The sequence below is a fragment of the Mesorhizobium kowhaii genome, assembly GCF_042431665.1.
GTDB lineage: Bacteria > Pseudomonadota > Alphaproteobacteria > Rhizobiales > Rhizobiaceae > Mesorhizobium > Mesorhizobium kowhaii.
This window is the reverse complement of record NZ_JBHLYT010000053.1, coordinates 840,642-858,248: the sequence shown is the minus strand read 5'-3', so window position 1 is coordinate 858,248 and position 17,607 is coordinate 840,642. Positions and strand designations below refer to the sequence as shown.

The following is a 17,607-nucleotide window of genomic DNA, read 5'->3' as shown; positions in this document are numbered from 1 at the left end:
CTTTCGCGTCCTCGGACGCGCCGCGCTCAAGCTTCCTTTGTCGTCCCAGGCTCTTTGATCGTGATCGTCAGGATGCGTTTGTCCGGCCCGTCGACGACGAGTGCGGTGAGCATCCCCGATTGCCAGGCAAGCGTGTCGACATTGACGCGGTTGGCCATCACCTCCGCCTCCGGCACCGGCGTGTGGCCGTGCACGACGATCTTCGGGAACAGACCGGGATAGTTGTGGAAGACATCGCGGATCCAGATCAGGTCCTGCGGGTTTTGCCTTGCCAGCGCGACGCCCGGCCTGATGCCGGCATGGCAGAAGAAGAAATCCCCCAGCGTCAGCGAAAGCCGCAGCGATCGCAAAAAATCGATGTGCGTTTGCGGCACCGCCTCGACCAGGGATTGATGTCCTTTGCGCACGGCGGACTCGGCTGTGCCGAACCACATGCTGGTGCCTTCACTGATCGCCACGCCGTAGGACAGCGCCGTCTGGATGCCGCCGAAACGGATGAAAAGCCCCTCCGGGTCGGGCTTCTTGAGAAAGTCGAGAAAGCCAACGTCGTGGTTGCCGGCCAGCATCACATGGCGCGGGTCGCGCTCTCGCGCCTCGATCAGGAAGTCGATGACGCCTTTGGAGTCCGGTCCACGGTCGACATAGTCGCCAAGATGGATGACACGCCAGTCGGCAGGCGCCTCCTGCTCGATCTCGGCCTCGATGCGTTGATGCATGGCGGCCAGCAGGTCGAGCCGGCCATGCACGTCGCCAATCGCATAAAGACGCACCCCTTCCGGCCCATGCGCGTCGAGAAAATGGATGCCGGGTTCTGCCAACTTTGCGCCGTCTCCATGGTCAGGCCGTCACGGACCTCTAGCGTCGGAGCTGGTCCTTGCCCATGTCGGTGACCAGACGCTTTCCGCACAGTGCCAACGTGATGTCCATCTCCTTGCGGATGATTTCCAAGGCTTTGGTAACCCCTTCCTTGCCAAGCGCACCCAGACCGTAAAGAAATGGCCGGCCGATATAGGTGCCCTTGGCGCCGAGGCAGAGCGCCTTCAGCACGTCCTGGCCGGAGCGGATGCCGCCATCCATATGGACTTCGATGGTGTCGCCGACCGCATCCGCGATTTCCTCAAGTGCCATGATCGAAGACGACGCGCCGTCAAGCTGCCGCCCGCCATGGTTGGAAACCACGATCGCGTCGGCGCCGGTCTTGGTCGCCATCAGCGCGTCTTCCTTGTCGAGAATGCCCTTGAGGATCAGCTTGCCGCCCCAGCGTTCCTTGATCCAGGCGACATCCTTCCACGACAGGTGCGGGTCGAACTGCTCCGTCGTCCATGAACCCAGCGAGGCGACGTCGCCGACCCCCTTGGCGTGGCCGACAATGTTGCGGAAGGTGCGGCGCTGCGTGCCGGCCATGCCCAGGCACCAACGCGGCCGGATCGCCATGTCGACAAGGTTAGCCAGCGTCATCTTGGGCGGCGCCGAAAGTCCGTTGCGGACATCCTTGTGGCGCTGGCCCAGTATCTGCAGGTCGAGCGTCAGCACCAGCGCCGAGCATTTTGCCGCCTTTGCCCGATCGATCAGGCTGAGTACGAAATCCTTGTCGCGCAACACATAGAGCTGGAACCAGAACGGCTTCTTCGTCACCGAGGCGACATCTTCGATCGAGCAGATGCTCATCGTCGACAAAGTGAACGGCACGCCGAATTCCTCGGCCGCCTGCGCCGCCAGCATCTCGCCATCGGCGTGCTGCATGCCGGTCAGGCCGGTTGGCGCCAGCGCCACCGGCATCGCCACCTTTTCGCCGATCATGGTCGATTCCAGCGAGCGGTCGCTCATGTCGACCAGCACGCGCTGGCGGAATTTGATCTTGCCGAAGTCCTCCTCGTTGGCCCGGTAGGTGCTTTCGGTCCAGGCGCCGGAATCGGCATAGTCGAAGAACATTTTTGGCACGCGCCGGCGCGCGAGATCCTTGAGATCGGCGATGGTAAGGATTTGGCTCATGAGGGTCCCCGCTTATCAGTCCTGGGAGCGTCTGCGTGTGGGTTCGATCTGGCCGGCGTCAGAGCGTTGCCTGAGCCTCAGCCGCGAGACGCGTTGCCAGTCGCCGCTGCGCTCAGCCTCGGCCATCGACCGCTCGACATAGATCATGTGGTCCATCGCCGCTTGCCGCGCGGCCGCCGGGTCGCCGGCCTTCACCGCTGCATGGATCGCCCGGTGCTGGGCAAGCAGGGCGTCGCGTGCACCGGGCACGGTGAACACCAGCAGCCGGTTCTGGAACACACCTTCCGACAACAGCCGGTAGCAGGAGCGCAGCGTGTGCAAGAGCAGGATGTTGTGCGCGCACTCGCAGATCGCATGGTGGAACTCGACATCGATTTCGGCTTCGTCGTCGAAATCGCCGGTGCGGTGCGCTTCATCCATGCGCGCCATGATGCGGTCGAGCAGCGCCAGATCCTCGGGCGTGGCGCGTCGCGCCGCATACTCGGCCGCCACGCCTTCGATCTCGCGGCGGTATTCCAGATAGTCGGCCACCGCCTTGCGATGCATCGAGATCAGGTCCGCCACCGGCTTGGTGAACAGCTGGCCGATGATGTCGGCGACATGCGTACCGCCGCCCGGCCGCGTCGTCAAAAGACCGCGCCCTTCGAGCGCCTTCAGCGCATCGCGCAGGATCGGCCGCGACACGTCGAACTGGCGTGCAAGCTCGCGCTCGCCCGGCAACCGGTCGCCGGTGCGCAGCACGCCTTCGAGGATGAGGCTCTCGATCTGCTGCACCACCTCGTCGGCGGTGCGCGAATGCTCGATCCTGGAAAAAATGTCGCTCAACAGAATGCCTGGAAGGTGAACCGGTGTCGCGCAGGATAAAGCCTGCGTCGCCAACTGGTCAAATTATTTATCCAATTGGTCGAAGTGGGTCGATTTTGCCGCCTGACGCTATATCGTCTTCGGCTAAACTTTGCTGTTTGCGTCATCTGGCCATTGGCCCTAGAGGGACGCAATGTAAGAGGGTCTAGAGAACCCCGGGGGACAAGCCGTGTCAGACGACCCGTCCAATCTCGAGTTCCAGCCGCGCGCCAAGGGCAGCGTCATGGGTTTTCCCGCGCATGAGGGCCGGCCCGGCGCGCTTGGCGAGGTCCATGCCCGGCCGCATCCGCTGATCGAAAAGCCGCGCGTGCTGGTGCAACTTGCCTTCATGACCGAGGGCGGCTCCGGCGTCGACCATGCGGTGCTGTCCGAATTGTCGCGGCGCCTCGGCATCGCAGCACCCGACCGCCAGGCCCGCCACCACGCCATGAAGTGGGGCAAGGGCTCGCTGCGCTGGGAGCGGCACACAGAATTCTCGACCTATCTGTGGGAAGGGCCGCTCTCCGAAAGCGGCCGGGCGCAGGAGGACTCGCCGTTCGGCAACGGGTTTTCGCCACCAGGCACCGTCATCTCGGGGATCAGGCTCGAAATCCGCAAGTGGACGCAAGCGAGCGAGCGGCTGATCGCCGCCTTTGACCCTACCAGCCTGTGCTATTCGCTGGTCGAACGCGGCAATGCCGCCATCGTCACCGATTTCCGCCAGGATGGCGACGGCATGACCCGCATGCTGGTGCTCGACCGCGGCCTGACGCCGGCGCGCACCGGTGCGTTGTCGCAACGGCTGATCGACATCGAAACCTACCGCACACTGTGCATGCTTGGCCTGCCGCTGGCGCTGACCTTGTCCGGCCGCGCCCGCCGCATCGAAGACAGGCTGGCGCAGACCACGCTGGAAATGAAGGTCGCCGAAACCCGCGACAGCCAGACGCTGCTGGCCGACCTGACCGAGCTTGCCGCCGAATTGGAGGCGGACGCCGCGTCGAGCCTCTACCGCTTCGGCGCCAGCCGCGCCTATGACGGCATCGTCGGCGAGCGGCTGGAAGCACTCGAGGAAGAAGCCGTGCCTGGTTACGACACTTGGGGTGGGTTCCTGCAGCGCCGCGTCGCGCCGGCCATGCGCACCTGCCGCTCGGTCGAGGAGCGCCAGGCCAATCTGTCGCGCAAGCTGACCCGCGCCACGACGCTGCTGCGCACCTGGGTCGATGTCGAGGTCGAAAAGCAGAACCGCGACCTGCTGGCGTCGATGAACAACCGCGCCCGCCTGCAACTGCGCCTGCAGCAGACCGTCGAAGGCCTCTCGGTCGCCGCCGTCTCCTATTATGTGGTCGGCCTCGTCGGCTATGTCGCCAAGGGCGCCTCGATCTTCGGCCATGCCTTCGCGCCGGAGGTCGTCACCGCTGCTTCGGTACCGGTCGCCATCGTGCTGGTCTGGTGGGGCGTTCGCCGCGTGCGTCGGATGCATTCCGAACCCGGCAAGCTGGCGGGCGAATAGCCTGTATCCGCAGCGGCAGATTGCCGCTGCGGAAGCCTGTCTGACCATGACTTTGGAATCTCCACCAAAGCCGGATTTGCAACCAACGCGCTTCACTGGTAAAAGATTTTGACCAGTCAAGCAAAACGAGGCTGCTGATGTCCGGCTTGGCCATGCCGAAACCAGACGACGCCACGATGCGCCGGCGCGACGAGATCGTCGCCGACATGCGTATCATCGTGCCGGGCGAGGGCGTCGTCGACGCCGCCAATTCCATGCGGGCGTTTGAGAGCGATGGCCTGACCGCCTATCGGCAGCTGCCGCTGGTCGTCGTGCTGCCGCAAACGGTGGCGCAGGTTTCCCGCGTGCTGAAATACTGCAATGACCGCAACATCCGCATCGTGCCGCGCGGCTCCGGCACCTCGCTGTCCGGCGGCGCGCTGCCGCTCGAGGATGCGGTGCTGCTGGTCATGAGCCGTTTCAATCGCATTCTTGCGATCGATTTCCCCAACCGCGTCGTCGTCGCCCAGCCGGGCGTCACCAATCTCGGCATCACCACCGCCGTCGAGCAGGAGGGCTTCTACTACGCCCCCGATCCATCCTCCCAGATCGCCTGCTCGATCGGCGGCAATGTCGCGGAAAATTCCGGCGGCGTGCACTGCCTGAAATACGGCCTCACCGCCAACAATGTGCTCGGCATCGAAATGGTGCTGATGAATGGCGAGGTGGTGCGGCTCGGCGGCAGTCACCTCGATGCGGAAGGTTACGACCTGCTCGGCGTCATGACCGGCTCCGAAGGCCTGCTCGGTGTCGTCACCGAAGTCACCGTGCGCATCCTCAAGAAGCCGGAGACCGCACGCGCCCTGCTGATCGGCTTTCCGACCAGCGAGCAGGGTGGCCAGTGCGTCGCCGACATCATCGGCGCCGGCATCATTCCGGGCGGCATGGAAATGATGGACCGCCCGGCGATCCACGCCGCGGAAGATTTCGTCCATGCCGGCTATCCGCTGGATGTCGAGGCGCTGCTGATCGTCGAACTCGACGGGCCGAGCGTCGAGGTCGATCACCTGATCGGCCTTGTCGAAGCTATCGCCTACAAGAACGGTTCGACCACCTGCCGCATCTCGCAGTCGGAGCAGGAGCGGTTGAGCTTCTGGGCCGGCCGCAAGGCGGCATTTCCGGCGGTTGGCCGCATCTCGCCCGACTATTACTGCATGGACGGCACCATCCCGCGCAAGGAGCTGCCGCGCGTACTTGCCGGCATGCGTGAGCTGTCGGAGAAATACGGTCTCGGCGTCGCCAATGTCTTCCATGCCGGCGACGGCAATCTGCATCCGCTGATCCTCTACGATGCCAATGTGCCGGGCGAACTCGACAAGGCCGAAAGCTTCGGCGCCGACATTTTGCGGCTCTGCGTCAAGGTCGGCGGCGTGCTCACCGGCGAACACGGCGTGGGCGTCGAAAAGCGCGACCTGATGCCGGAGATGTTCAACCAGATCGACCTCGACCAGCAGATGCGCGTCAAATGCGCCTTCGATCCCAACCATCTTTTGAATCCCGGCAAGGTCTTCCCGCAGCTTCGCCGCTGCGCCGAACTCGGGCGCATGCACATTTCTGGCGGCAAGCTGCCGTTTCCGGACATTCCGAGGTTTTGAGGGTGGCAATCGTGCCCAGTGTCTCCGCCTTGGTGTTTCTTCGCGCCCCCCTCTGTCCTGCCGGACATCTCCCCCACAAGGGGGGAGATCAAAGGCTGGGTCCGCTTTCGCCAATCGCCAACGTTGCAGGAAGAGTGCTGTTTGCGACGCTGCCAATCTCCCCACAAGTGGGGGAGATGTCCGGCAGGACAGAGGGGGGCGCGAAGGATCGCGACGCCTTTGCATTCACCAAGGGTGCGACGGCTCCATGACCATCTTCACCCCAACCAATTCGGACGAAGTCCTGTCCACCGTCGCCTGGGCCGCGGCGGAGGAATCGCCGCTCGAAATCCTTGGCCATGGTTCCAAGCGCGGCATCGGTCGTCCGCAACAGAGCGAACACACGCTCGACCTGTCGAAACTCACCGGCGTTACGCTCTATGAGCCGGCCGAACTGGTGCTGTCGGCCAAGGCCGGCACGCCGCTGGCCGACATCGAAAAGCTGCTGGCGGAAAACGGCCAGCAGCTTGCCTTCGAGCCGATGGATTACGGCCCGCTGTTCCGGAGCGAAGCTGGCAAAGGCACTATCGGCGGTGTGCTCGCCGCGAACCTTTCCGGTCCGCGCCGGCTGAAGGCAGGTGCTGCGCGCGATCATATCCTGGGCATCAATGCCGTTTCAGGCCGTGGCGAGGCCTTCAAGTCCGGTGGCCGCGTGGTCAAGAACGTCACCGGCTACGATCTGTCGAAGCTGATGGCCAACAGCTGGGGCACGCTTGCCGCGTTCACCGACGTCACCTTCAAGGTGCTGCCCGCTGCCGAGACCGAGGTCACGTTCGCCGTCCGAGGTTTGCTCGACGACGCGGCTGCCGCTGCCATGGCCCTGGCGCTCGGCTCCAGCGCGGAAGTGTCTAGTGCCGCCCATCTGCCGGAGCGGGTCGCCGCGCGCGTCGCCGGCGGCACGCTTGGCAGCGAGGCCGCGACTTTGCTGCGCGTCGAAGGGTTTGGCCCCTCCGTCGCCTATCGCATCGCCGCTCTGAAAACATTGCTCGGCAAGGCTGGTCCGCTGGAAGAGATTTCGGGCGAGGCCTCACGGGTGATCTGGCGCGATGTGCGCGATTGCAGGCCCTTCGCCGATGGCAGCGAGAAACCGGTCTGGCGCGTGTCGATGACGCCGGGAGAGGGCCACCAGATGGTTCTGACGCTGCGCATGCAGGCCGCCGTCAGCGCCTTCTATGACTGGCAGGGCGGGCTGGTGTGGTTGCGCATGGAAGAGGGCGATCCGGAAGCCGCTCTGCTGCGCGGGCTGTTGAGAAAACATGGCGGCGGCCATGCGACGTTGGTGCGCGCCGCACCTTCTCACCGCGCCGCCTTGCCGGTGTTCGAGCCGCAGGCACCGGCGCTGTCAGCACTTAGCGCGCGGCTGAAGCAGGAATTCGACCCAAAAAACATCCTCAATCCCGGCCGCATGGCCTAGGACTAGAACAGCGATGCAGACCAATTTTTCGCTTGCCCAGCTCGCCGACCCGCATGTCGCGGAATCGGAAAAAATCCTGCGCAAATGCGTGCATTGCGGCTTCTGCACCGCCACCTGCCCGACCTATGTCACGCTCGGCAACGAGCTCGATTCACCGCGCGGGCGCATCTACCTGATCAAGGACATGCTGGAGAATGGCCGCCCGGCCGACAAGGAGATCGTCACCCATATCGACCGCTGCCTGTCGTGCCTTGCCTGCATGACCACCTGCCCGTCAGGCGTCAACTACATGCATCTGGTCGACCATGCCCGCGCCCATATCCAGGAGACCTACCGGCGGCCGCTGCTCGACCGCCTGACCCGCGCCATGCTGGCCTTCGTGCTGCCCTATCCCACCCGTTTTCGCGCCGCACTCAGGCTGGCGAAGCTGGGCAAGCCGTTCATTGGCCTGTTCGAAAAGGTCCCGGCGCTGAAGCCGCTTGGCGCAATGCTCAAGCTCGCGCCGGCATCGATCCCCAAAACGTCGCCGATGGCCTCGCCGGGCCTCCATGCCGGGCAGGGGAGCAAAAAAGGCCGCGTCGCCATCCTCACCGGCTGCGCGCAATCGGTGCTTGATCCCGCCATCAACGAGACGACGATTTCGCTGCTGACGCGGCTCGGCGTCGAGGTCGTGGTGCCGCCGGGCGAGGGCTGTTGCGGCGCGCTGGTGCATCACATGGGGCGGGAGCAGGCAGCGCTGGCCTCGGCGAGACAAAATGTCGACACCTGGACGCGCGCCATCGAACAGAGCGGGCTCGATGCCATTGTCATCACCGCGTCCGGCTGCGGCACGACGATCAAGGACTATGGCTTCATGCTGCGTCTCGATCCGGCCTATGCCGACAAGGCCGCGCGGGTGTCGGCGCTGGCCAAGGACATCACCGAGTATCTGGCCGGTCTCGACCTGCCCGAACCGGTGCGCAAGCCGGGCACCATCGTCGCCTATCATTCGGCCTGTTCGATGCAACACGGCCAAAAGATCACGCGCCAGCCGAAGGAATTGCTCGCCAAGGCCGGCTTCGTCGTGCGCGAACCGCGCGAGGGCCATCTGTGCTGCGGTTCGGCCGGCACCTACAACATCCTGCAGTCCGAGATTTCGGCCAAGCTGCGCGACCGCAAGGTCAAGAATATCGAAGCGACAGGGGCTGCAATCGTCGCCACGGGCAACATCGGCTGCATCACGCAGATCGCGTCCGCCGCGAAAATGCCGGTGGTGCACACGATAAAGCTGCTCGACTGGGCCTATGGCGGGCCGAAGCCGGAAGGCATTCTGGAAGAGAGCCTCGTCGCCGCGGAGTAGAAGCCCGTCCCGGCGGTTATTCCGCCGCCAGCCTGTCCGCCGTGCCGTAGGTCGCCTCGTAGAGCGCGCGCTGGCGGCTCAGCGCTACCATGGTGTTGCGCAGCAGGATCGCGACCGTGATTGGGCCGACGCCGCCCGGTACCGGCGTGATCCAGGAGGCGACCTCGCGGACGCTCTCGGTGTCGACGTCGCCGACGATACGGCTGGACCCGTCAGGCCCGATTTCGGAATTAATGCCGATGTCGATGACCGCAGCACCCGGCTTGACCATGTCGGCCTTGATCAGCCGCGGCTTGCCGACGGCGACAAACAGCGCATCGGCACGCCGCGCGTGCGCGGCAACCGATCGCGTCATGTGGTGGCAGACCGTCACCGTCGCGCCTTCGCTCATCAGCAGGAAGGCGATCGGCTTGCCGACAATTTCGGAATGGCCGACGATGACGACTTCCAGCCCCTTGAGGTCGAGGCCGGTCTCCTTCAGCAGTTCGACCGAAGCCGCCGCCGTGCAGGGCGCGAGGTCGAGCTGGTTGTAGACGATGTTGCCGATCGAAGCCGGATGCATGCCCTCGACATCCTTGAGCGGATGCACCGCCGCCTGCAGCGTCCTGACCGGGATATGCGCCGGTACCGGCCGCTGGATGATGATGCCGGTGACGCGCGGATCGGCGTTCAGGCCGTGGATGGCCGCTTCCAGCTCGCCTGATGTGATGGTGGCGGGAAAGCGCCGCTCCTCGAAATCGATGCCGGCCAGTTGCGCCTTGGCGCGCTGGTTGCGCACATAGACATCCACCGCCGCGGTGTCGCCAACAGTGATCGAGATCAGCTTGGGCGGAAAACCCTCGGCTTTGGCGATCGCCGCATCCTCGCGCACGGCGGCAATGATGCGCTGGGCAACCGGGCCGCCCTTGAGATAGCGGCTGTCGTCGGACAGGGACATGGGTGGACTCTTTTGCTTGGTTGCCGCCGACATAGCAAAAGAACATCGGCAAGGGCAGCGCGAAAGCGAACCGTCATGCTTTTTGCGCGACGTGCCGACCAAGCCCGTGTTTCGCTGGCCCTCAGGCTTCGGTCAAAAACGGAAAGGGCAGCGCGGTTTCCCGTGCTACCCTTCCTGACTGGCCGCATCCCCATACGGCCCGTCCCCCGTTATCTCTGGACTGGCCGCTAAAGCTGGATGCTTTGCCGGCCAAGTGATTCGCAACCCGAACTATATCACCTCGACCGTGGTTCCGACATTGACCCGTTCATAGAGGTCGACGACGTCCTCATTGCGCATGCGGATGCAACCCGACGACACCGCGCCACCGATCGTCCATGGCTGGTTGGTGCCGTGGATGCGATATTCGGTCGTGCCGATATAGAGTGCGCGTGCGCCGAGCGGGTTCTCCATGCCGCCGGCCAGATAGGTCGGCAGGTAGCGGCCCTTGGCGGCTTCACGCTTGATCATCTCCGCCGGCGGGCGCCAGTCCGGCCACTCGCGCTTGTTGGTGATCTTGTGCGTGCCCGACCATTCGAAGCCGGGTTTACCGGTGCCGACGCCGTAGCGCCTTGCCTTGCCGTTCTTCTCGATCAGAAAGAGGAAATTCTGCGTCGTATCGATGACGATCGTGCCCGGCTTCTGCGGGCCGTCATAGGCGACTTCCTGCGGCAGGTAGATCGGGTTGATCTGCGGACGCATGACCATGCGCTTGGACTGCGGCTGCACCGCCGCCGTCTGCACCCGGTCGGGCTGCGCCGGCTGTGCGTAGCGCAAGCGCGGTTGCTGCACGACCTGGTGGTTCTGCCGAACGATGCCGGGCGCATGGCCAAGCTGCAGCACCCAGGGGGCGGAAAGGTCGGGGCTCACCATCACCGGCGGCCTGTCGGCATAGCGGTCGCCGGCGGTTGACGGCGTGACGCCAGCGGCAAACACAGCCACCGTGCCGAGTACGGGAAACAGAACTGTCTTCATCGGAACGCACCTTGATCGTCTGATACAACCGGGTGGAAACGCCCGCCGGTTCAGCGATCATTGGCGCGGAAGCAGCAACCGAAACATGAATCGGAATGCGTAAAATGCGTAAGTGTCAGTAAAGCTTTTGGTGTGGTTACCGCCGGGTTCAGGAATCTGGTAAAGCCGCAGTAAATGCAGCGCATTAACGAACGGATTTTTGGCTATGGAAAAGGAAAACACCGGTCTGCTTGCCGGTCCCGACGGTGTCACGCGCTGCTTCTGGCACGGCAATCTGCCTGATTATCTGCACTACCACGACCATGAATGGGGCCGGCCTGTCGCCGACGACCGCAGGCTGTTCGAAAAGATCTGCCTCGAAGGCTTTCAATCGGGCCTGTCGTGGCTGACCATCCTGCGCAAGCGCGAGAATTTTCGCGATGCCTTCGCCAATTTCGAATTCGACAAGGTTGCCGCCTTCACCGACAAGGATGTCGAGCGCCTGCTTGGCAATGCCGGCATCATCCGCCACCGCGGCAAGATCGTCTCGACCATCAACAACGCCAAGCGCGCCCGCGAGATGGCCGATGAATTCGGCTCGCTGGCCGCCTGGTTCTGGAAGTTCGAGCCCGGCAAGGACGAGCGGCCCGAAATCGTCGATCTCGCCCATCTGCGCGCCAACCCAACCACGGCAGTCTCGGCCCGGATTTCGAAGGAACTGAAGAAGCGCGGCTGGAGCTTTGTCGGCCCGACCACGGTCTACGCCTTCATGCAGGCCATGGGCCTGGTCAACGACCATCTCGAGGGCTGCGTCTGCCGCAGGCAAGTCGAGAAGGAGCGGAAGGCTTTTAAGCGGCCGAAGTAGAGGCTCTTACCTCCCCTTGTGGGGAGGCCGCGCCAAAGGCGCGGGTGGGGCAATCTCAGGTGCCGTTGGCGCTGGCCAGCACCAGCCCGGCGACAATCGCCACCACCGTGGCCACGGTCGGGTAAATCACCAGCAGGCCGGTCATCAATGCGTCGCGCATCGATGGTCCCTTGCTGGTGCCGGCCGGTATCTCGAACGGACCGGCGGCCTGGCTGACCATTTTCTGAGCGTGGATGTCGGCTGGACGCAGGCGCGAGGGCAATTCGCCTGCATCGCCGTCAATGGCATGGAATCTTGCTGTGCTGGTCATGGCCCGAACCCCTTCGTGTCGCCGCGGGTTATCGGCTGCGATTGTGTCGGCACGATGCCGCGCTCATGGCGGGATTGTTTCATTCTCGGTGCGTTTCTGTTTCAGGGCGGTTCGGTTCTGCCTTCTCCCGGCAGGAGAGGCAAGGCGGCAAACCCTTGCCGCACAAAGCTGCATCGGTTAGGACACGCGCGCTGCGGAAGTAGGAAATTTCCTACCGTACAGCGCCACGAAACACCGAGTACCCATTCCATGGCCGACAAATCGGAAAAGACGAAAGCGCGACTGCCGCGCGGTTTTGCCGACCGCAGCGCCGAAGACATCCGCGCCGTCGAGAAGATGATGGCGACGATCCGCTCGGTCTATGAGCTCTACGGTTTCGAACCGGCCGACCAGCCGCTGATCGAATACACCGATGCGCTGGGCAAATTCCTGCCCGACCAGGACCGGCCGAACGAAGGCGTATTCTCCTTCCAGGACGATGACGACCAGTGGCTGTCGCTGCGCTATGACCTGACCGCGCCGACGGCGCGCTTTGTCGCCGAGAATTATGAGCGGCTGCCCAAGCCCTATCGCAGCTATCGCTCCGGCTGGGTGTTCCGCAATGAGAAGCCCGGCCCCGGCCGCTTCCGCCAGTTCATGCAGTTCGACGCCGACACGATCGGCACGCCGGGCGTCGCGGCGGATGCCGAGATGGCAATGATGATGGCTGACGTCATGGAAGCGCTCGGCATCAAGCGCGGCGACTACGTCATCCGCGTCAACAACCGCAAAGTGCTGGACGGTGTGCTGGAGGCGATCGGCCTTGGCGGCGACGAGAATGCCGGCCGCCGGCTGACGGTGCTGCGAGCGATTGACAAGCTGGACAAGCTCGGGCCCGAAGGCGTGAAGCTTCTGCTTGGGCCTGGGCGCTGGGATGGCGGCAAGGAAGGCGAAGGCGACTTCGCCAAAGGCGCCGGACTGAATGACGTGCAAGCCGAGGCAGTTCTTCTCGCGACAGCGAGGAATGAACAGCCCGGCCAGGATTCCAGCGTCAGTTCGAACGCGGTCTACCAGGAAGGCGTTGGCGAACTCTCGACGATTGAAGCCTTGGTCAGGGCAGCTGGATACGCCGAAGACCGTATTGCCATGGACCGTTCCGTCGTGCGCGGCCTCGAATACTACACCGGCCCGGTCTTCGAGGCCGAGCTGCTGGCCGAGATCCCCAACGAGGACGGCCAGATCGTGCGCTTCGGCTCGGTCGGTGGCGGCGGCCGCTATGACGGTCTGGTCTCGCGCTTTCGCGGCGAGCCGGTGCCGGCGACCGGTTTCTCCATCGGCGTCTCCAGGCTGATGACGGCGTTGAAGAACCTCGGCAAGCTCGACAGCGCGGATGTGATCGCGCCGGTCGTCGTGCTGGTGATGGACAGGGACACCGACAGCCTCGGCCGTTACCAGAAGATGGTGAGCGAGCTGCGTGCCGCTGGCATCCGTTCCGAAATGTATCTCGGCGGCGCCGGCATGAAGGCGCAGCTCAAATATGCCGACCGCCGCGGCTGCCCGGTCGCAATCATCCAGGGCGGCGACGAGCGCGCCAAGGGCGAGCTGCAGATCAAGGATCTGATCGAAGGCGCGCGCCTGTCGGCCGAGATCACCGGCAACGCCGAATGGCGCGCCGCGCGCCCGGCGCAGGTGACCGTGGCGGAAAGCGAACTGGTCGCCGAGGTGAAGAAGATTTTGGCGGCGCAGGTCGAGGAGAGGGCGCGTGGCAAGTAGAGCGCCAGCCTTGCCTTCTCCCCTTGTGGGAGAAGGCGGCCGAGCGGAGCTCGGTCGGATGAGGGGTGTTCCAGGGAACGCCAACGCCTCGTTTCTTCCAGCACCCCTCATCCGTCTTGGCGCTGCGCGCCAATCCACCTTCTCCCACAAGGGGAGAAGGCAAGGTGGCGCTTCATGACCTCCCGCTACCCCGCCATATCAGCCGACATCATCAACCTCTTCGCCACGCGCGACACGCATGCGGTCGAGGTCGCCGTGCTGCAGCCGGCCGATCCGTTCCTCGACATGGCCGGCGAGGATCTGCGCCGGCGTATTTTCCTCACCGAAAGCGAGACCGGTCAGGCGCTGTGCCTGCGGCCGGAATTCACCATTCCGGTCTGTCTCGACCACATAAGATCGCAGGCCGGCACGCCGCGCCGCTATTCCTATCTGGGCGAGGTGTTTCGCCAGCGCCGCGAAGGCGGCAACGAGTTCTTCCAGGCCGGCATCGAGGATCTCGGCGATCGCGATACTGCCGAAGCCGATGCCCGCTCGCTGGCAGACGCGCATGCGCTGCTTGCCCTGGTGCTGCCGGGCCAGGCGCTGGCGATCACGCTCGGCGACCAGACCATTTTCGAGGCCGTGCTGGCCGCCCTTGGCCTGCCGCGCGGCTGGCGCATGCGTCTTGCCCGGGCCTTCGGTTCGGCACCGATGCTGCAGGCGGCACTCGCCGATCTCGCCAACCCGCCGCGCAACGGCCAGCTCTCCGGCCCGGTCGCTTCCCTTGTCCTCGACGGCGATCTCGAAGGTCTTTCCGCGTATATCGCTAGTGGCATGGAGGAGGCCGGTCTGTCGGCGTCTGCCGGGCGCGCGCCGTCCGACATTGCTCGGCGGCTGATCGAGAAGGCCGAGTTGCGCAGCGTGCGGCTCTCGAACGAGGCCTTCGCCGCACTGAAGAATTTTCTGGCGATCGACGTGCCGCTCGATGGCGCGGCCCAGGCGCTGGCGACCTTCGCCAGCGGCGCCGGTCTCTCGCTGGGCGCCGCGCTGGAGAAGTTCGCCGCCCGCGCCAAGGCGATCGAGACGCACGGCCTGCCGACTGGGAGAATCCGCTACGACGCCGCTTTCGGCCGTCCGCTCGACTATTACACCGGCCTGGTCTTCGAAATCGCGGCGCAAGACGGCGAACGGCCGCTCGTCGGTGGCGGCCGTTATGACCGGCTGCTGACGCTGCTTGGCGCCAAAACGCCGATCCCCGGCGTCGGCTTTTCCGTCTGGCTCGATCGCATCGACGCATTGCGGGAGACGGCGCCATGATCACCCTGGCGATCCCGTCGAAAGGCCGGCTCAAGGAGCAGGCGCTGGAGGTGCTGGCCAAGGCCGGGCTCGCCGTCAGCCTGCCCGGCGACGAGCGCGCCTATCGCGCCCGCATCGAAGGCGCGGAAAGCATCGAAGTGGCCTTCCTGTCGGCTTCCGAGATATCAGGCGAGATCGGCCAGGGCGCGGTCGATCTTGGTATCACCGGCGAAGACCTCGTGCGCGAGAACCTTGCCGACTGGGAAACCCGCGCCGAAATCGTCGCTCGTCTCGGCTTCGGCAATGCCGATGTCGTGGTCGCCGTGCCCGACATCTGGCTCGACGTCGACACCATGGCCGATCTCGATGATGTCGCTGCCGATTTCCGTCAGCGCCACGGCAGGCGGCTCAGGATTGCTACCAAATACTGGCGGCTGACGCAGCAATTCTTCTCGCAAAAACACGGCATCCAGGTCTATCGCATCGTCGAGAGCCTCGGCGCCACCGAAGGCGCGCCGGCGGCCGGCCTGGCCGATGTCATCGTCGATATCACCACCACTGGCTCGACGCTGCGCGCCAATCATCTCAAGGTGCTCGGCGACGGCCTCGTCCTGCGCTCGCAGGCCTGTCTGGTGGCATCAAGGAAGACGCGTGCGGCGGCTGACGAAGCGGTTCTGCGCGATATCGCCGCCAGGATGGCCGCCATCGTCAGCTAGGGATGCCCTCCAGTACCATCGACGGGATTTCCACCGTCCCGGCAGGCTGATAGGCTCGCCCAATCCCGGGAGGAGACAGCGATGCCGATCAATCTCGACGAGCTGAAGAATGCCAGCAATTTGCGCGGGCGTGGATCGCGCGACGGTGGTGTCTTCGTAGCACCCGTCGACGGCAAGGCTCATGTCTCGGGCGAGCGCAGCGTGCCGCTGCTCAACAAGACTATTCCCGCGCTTTTCTCCGACACCGCCAGCAAATACGCCACGCTCGATGCCGCGGTCTTCGTCGACCAGGACAAGCGCTTCACCTGGAGCGAACTGTCGGACACGGTCGATGCGCTGGCCGCCGGCTTCCTGGCGCTGGGCCTGGAAAAGGGCGATCGCGTCGGCATCTGGTCGCCCAACCGCTGGGAATGGCTGGTGACGCAATTCGCCACCGCCCGCATCGGCCTGATCCTGGTCAACATCAACCCCGCCTACCGGCTGACCGAGCTCGACTATGCGCTGAACAAGGTGGGGTGCAAGGCGCTTGTCACGGCGGCCAAGTTCAAGACCTCCGATTACCTCGGCATGATCGAGACGCTGGCGCCGGAGATCGCCACCGCTACGCCCGGCAAGCTCAAGGCAACAAAGCTGCCGACGCTGAAGATCGTCATCCGCATGGGCGAGGACAACTCGCCCGGCATGTTCAATTTCGGCGATGTGCTGGCCATGGCCGGGCGCGACGAGCATGACAGCCTCGACCGCATCTCGGAGGGCCTGAAGCCCGGCGACGCCATCAACATCCAGTTCACGTCAGGCACGACAGGAGCACCCAAGGGTGCGACGCTGACCCACAACAACATCGTCAACAACGGCAATTTCGTCACCTCGGCGATCAAGCTGGCCGTCGACGACCGACTGTGCATCCCCGTGCCGCTCTACCATTGCTTCGGCATGTCGATGGGCACGATGGGCTGCGTGTCGAAAGGCGCGACCATGGTTTTTCCGGGCGAGGGGTTCGATCCCGGCGCCACGCTGAAAGCGGTGGCGAGTGAGCGCTGCACCGGGCTTTATGGCGTGCCGACCATGTTCGTCGCGCTGCTCGATCACCCGGACTTCTCATCCTTCGACCTCTCCAGCCTGCGCACCGGTATCATGGCCGGCTCGCCATGCCCGATCGAGGTGATGAAGAAGGTGGTGTCGCTGATGCATATGTCAGAAGTGACCATCGCCTATGGCATGACCGAGACCAGTCCAGTGTCGTTCCAGAGTGGCGTTGACGACCCGCTGGAAAAGCGCGTCTCGACGGTTGGACGCATCCACCCGCATGTCGAGGTCAAGGCGGTCGATGCCGATGGCGCAACCGTCGCCGTCGGCGCGCCGGGCGAACTGTGCACACGCGGCTATTCGGTGATGAAGGGCTATTGGGACGACGACGACAAGACCCGCGAGGCCATCGACACCGACGGCTGGATGCACACCGGCGACCTCGCCACCATCGATGCCGAGGGCTATTGCAACATTGTCGGCCGGGTCAAGGACATGGTCATCCGCGGTGGCGAGAACGTCTATCCGCGCGAGGTCGAGGAATTCCTCTACCGCCATCCCAAGGTCAGGGAGGTGCAGGTGTTCGGCATCCCCGACGCCAAATATGGCGAGGAGCTGTGCGCCTGGATCGTGCTCAAGCCAGGCCAGATCGCCACCGAACAGGAGATCAAGGCCTTCTGCGCCGGCCAGATCGCCCACTACAAGGTCCCCCGCCACATCCGCTTCCGCACCGAATTGCCGATGACAGTGACCGGCAAACCGCAGAAGTTCTTGATGCGCGAGGCGATGGTGGAAGAGTTGGGGTTGGTGACGCAGAAGACGGCGTGAGGGGAGCAGCGCTTCGATTTGTCGGTGCACTGAATGCAGCCAAGGATCGCGGATCCTGCGGCATCGTTTGGAGCTGCGGGTGACGTTGTTTGTGAGGAGTCGAACGCCGGCCGCTGGGGCCTGCCGGATAT

The 17,607-nt window shown here is 64.4% G+C and carries 15 protein-coding genes; 9 read left to right on the top strand and 6 right to left on the bottom strand.

Features of this window, described 5'->3' with window-relative positions; all coding sequences use genetic code 11:
- Positions 1-26: 26 nt before the first annotated feature.
- The 3 genes from ACFFNA_RS31350 to ACFFNA_RS31340 are packed head-to-tail and all read right to left on the bottom strand — an operon-like array spanning position 27 to position 2,817.
- A complete protein-coding gene (locus tag ACFFNA_RS31350; protein ID WP_378923658.1) occupies positions 27-818 on the bottom strand; it encodes a metallophosphoesterase in 792 nt (263 codons plus the stop codon).
- Positions 819-855: 37 nt separating this feature from the next.
- Entirely contained in the window at positions 856-1,992 is a 1,137-nt protein-coding gene (locus tag ACFFNA_RS31345) for an alpha-hydroxy acid oxidase (RefSeq protein ID WP_378923657.1), read from the bottom strand.
- A 15-nt stretch (positions 1,993-2,007) separates the two neighbouring features.
- Entirely contained in the window at positions 2,008-2,817 is an 810-nt protein-coding gene (locus ACFFNA_RS31340; protein ID WP_378923656.1) for a FadR/GntR family transcriptional regulator, read from the bottom strand.
- Positions 2,818-3,025: 208 nt separating this feature from the next.
- On the opposite strand from ACFFNA_RS31340, the gene ACFFNA_RS31335 reads away from it, so the two are divergent.
- The 4 genes from ACFFNA_RS31335 to glcF all read left to right on the top strand — a co-directional run bounded on the left by ACFFNA_RS31335 (position 3,026) and on the right by glcF (position 8,774).
- The gene (locus ACFFNA_RS31335) at positions 3,026-4,348 is read left to right on the top strand and encodes a DUF3422 family protein (RefSeq protein WP_378923655.1); all 1,323 of its coding nucleotides are present in this window, start codon (positions 3,026-3,028) and stop codon (positions 4,346-4,348) included.
- Positions 4,349-4,485: 137 nt separating this feature from the next.
- Positions 4,486-5,982, top strand: coding sequence for an FAD-linked oxidase C-terminal domain-containing protein (locus ACFFNA_RS31330; RefSeq protein ID WP_378923654.1), 1,497 nt, complete (start codon positions 4,486-4,488; stop codon positions 5,980-5,982).
- 247 nt (positions 5,983-6,229) lie between these two features.
- Positions 6,230-7,435: an FAD-binding protein gene (locus ACFFNA_RS31325; protein WP_378923653.1), complete on the top strand. Its 1,206-nt coding sequence runs from the start codon at positions 6,230-6,232 to the stop codon at positions 7,433-7,435.
- A gap of 13 nt (positions 7,436-7,448) precedes the next feature.
- Positions 7,449-8,774 carry a glycolate oxidase subunit GlcF gene (gene glcF / locus ACFFNA_RS31320; RefSeq protein ID WP_378923652.1) on the top strand — a complete coding sequence of 442 codons (1,326 nt, stop codon included), beginning with the start codon at positions 7,449-7,451 and terminating at the stop codon, positions 8,772-8,774.
- Between the two features lie 16 nt (positions 8,775-8,790).
- On the opposite strand, the gene ACFFNA_RS31315 is transcribed toward glcF, so the two are convergent.
- A complete protein-coding gene (locus ACFFNA_RS31315) occupies positions 8,791-9,711 on the bottom strand; it encodes a bifunctional 5,10-methylenetetrahydrofolate dehydrogenase/5,10-methenyltetrahydrofolate cyclohydrolase (protein WP_095088843.1) in 921 nt (306 codons plus the stop codon).
- Between the two features lie 270 nt (positions 9,712-9,981).
- Entirely contained in the window at positions 9,982-10,725 is a 744-nt protein-coding gene (locus ACFFNA_RS31310) for a L,D-transpeptidase (protein WP_378923651.1), read from the bottom strand.
- Between the two features lie 205 nt (positions 10,726-10,930).
- On the opposite strand from ACFFNA_RS31310, the gene ACFFNA_RS31305 reads away from it, so the two are divergent.
- On the top strand, positions 10,931-11,569 hold the full coding sequence (locus ACFFNA_RS31305; protein WP_378923650.1) for a DNA-3-methyladenine glycosylase I: 639 nt from the start codon (positions 10,931-10,933) through the stop codon (positions 11,567-11,569).
- Between the two features lie 55 nt (positions 11,570-11,624).
- Here ACFFNA_RS31305 and ACFFNA_RS31300 read toward each other — a convergent pair whose 3' ends face one another.
- The gene (locus ACFFNA_RS31300) at positions 11,625-11,879 is read right to left on the bottom strand and encodes a hypothetical protein (protein WP_378923649.1); all 255 of its coding nucleotides are present in this window, start codon (positions 11,877-11,879) and stop codon (positions 11,625-11,627) included.
- Positions 11,880-12,128: 249 nt separating this feature from the next.
- Here ACFFNA_RS31300 and hisS point away from each other — a divergent pair, with 249 nt between their 5' ends.
- From hisS to ACFFNA_RS31280, 4 genes are all read left to right on the top strand, one after another.
- Positions 12,129-13,631 carry a histidine--tRNA ligase gene (hisS, locus tag ACFFNA_RS31295; protein ID WP_111547849.1) on the top strand — a complete coding sequence of 501 codons (1,503 nt, stop codon included), beginning with the start codon at positions 12,129-12,131 and terminating at the stop codon, positions 13,629-13,631.
- A 174-nt stretch (positions 13,632-13,805) separates the two neighbouring features.
- Positions 13,806-14,927: an ATP phosphoribosyltransferase regulatory subunit gene (locus ACFFNA_RS31290; RefSeq protein ID WP_378923648.1), complete on the top strand. Its 1,122-nt coding sequence runs from the start codon at positions 13,806-13,808 to the stop codon at positions 14,925-14,927.
- On the top strand, positions 14,924-15,622 hold the full coding sequence (gene hisG, locus ACFFNA_RS31285) for an ATP phosphoribosyltransferase (RefSeq protein ID WP_378923647.1): 699 nt from the start codon (positions 14,924-14,926) through the stop codon (positions 15,620-15,622). The genes ACFFNA_RS31290 and hisG overlap by 4 nt, the downstream gene beginning before the upstream one ends.
- 81 nt (positions 15,623-15,703) lie before the next feature.
- The gene (locus ACFFNA_RS31280) at positions 15,704-17,476 is read left to right on the top strand and encodes an AMP-binding protein (RefSeq protein ID WP_378923646.1); all 1,773 of its coding nucleotides are present in this window, start codon (positions 15,704-15,706) and stop codon (positions 17,474-17,476) included.
- Positions 17,477-17,607 lie beyond the last annotated feature (131 nt).

Coding starts and splice junctions, on each gene's coding strand:
- ACFFNA_RS31345 (WP_378923657.1), bottom strand. CDS start 1,992: ATGAGCCAAATCCTTACCATCGCCGATCTCAAGGATCTCGCGCGCCGG.
- ACFFNA_RS31330 (WP_378923654.1), top strand. CDS start 4,486: ATGTCCGGCTTGGCCATGCCGAAACCAGACGACGCCACGATGCGCCGG.
- ACFFNA_RS31325 (WP_378923653.1), top strand. CDS start 6,230: ATGACCATCTTCACCCCAACCAATTCGGACGAAGTCCTGTCCACCGTC.
- glcF (WP_378923652.1), top strand. CDS start 7,449: ATGCAGACCAATTTTTCGCTTGCCCAGCTCGCCGACCCGCATGTCGCG.
- ACFFNA_RS31315 (WP_095088843.1), bottom strand. CDS start 9,711: ATGTCCCTGTCCGACGACAGCCGCTATCTCAAGGGCGGCCCGGTTGCC.
- ACFFNA_RS31310 (WP_378923651.1), bottom strand. CDS start 10,725: ATGAAGACAGTTCTGTTTCCCGTACTCGGCACGGTGGCTGTGTTTGCC.
- ACFFNA_RS31305 (WP_378923650.1), top strand. CDS start 10,931: ATGGAAAAGGAAAACACCGGTCTGCTTGCCGGTCCCGACGGTGTCACG.
- ACFFNA_RS31300 (WP_378923649.1), bottom strand. CDS start 11,879: ATGACCAGCACAGCAAGATTCCATGCCATTGACGGCGATGCAGGCGAA.
- hisS (WP_111547849.1), top strand. CDS start 12,129: ATGGCCGACAAATCGGAAAAGACGAAAGCGCGACTGCCGCGCGGTTTT.
- ACFFNA_RS31290 (WP_378923648.1), top strand. CDS start 13,806: ATGACCTCCCGCTACCCCGCCATATCAGCCGACATCATCAACCTCTTC.
- hisG (WP_378923647.1), top strand. CDS start 14,924: ATGATCACCCTGGCGATCCCGTCGAAAGGCCGGCTCAAGGAGCAGGCG.
- ACFFNA_RS31280 (WP_378923646.1), top strand. CDS start 15,704: ATGCCGATCAATCTCGACGAGCTGAAGAATGCCAGCAATTTGCGCGGG.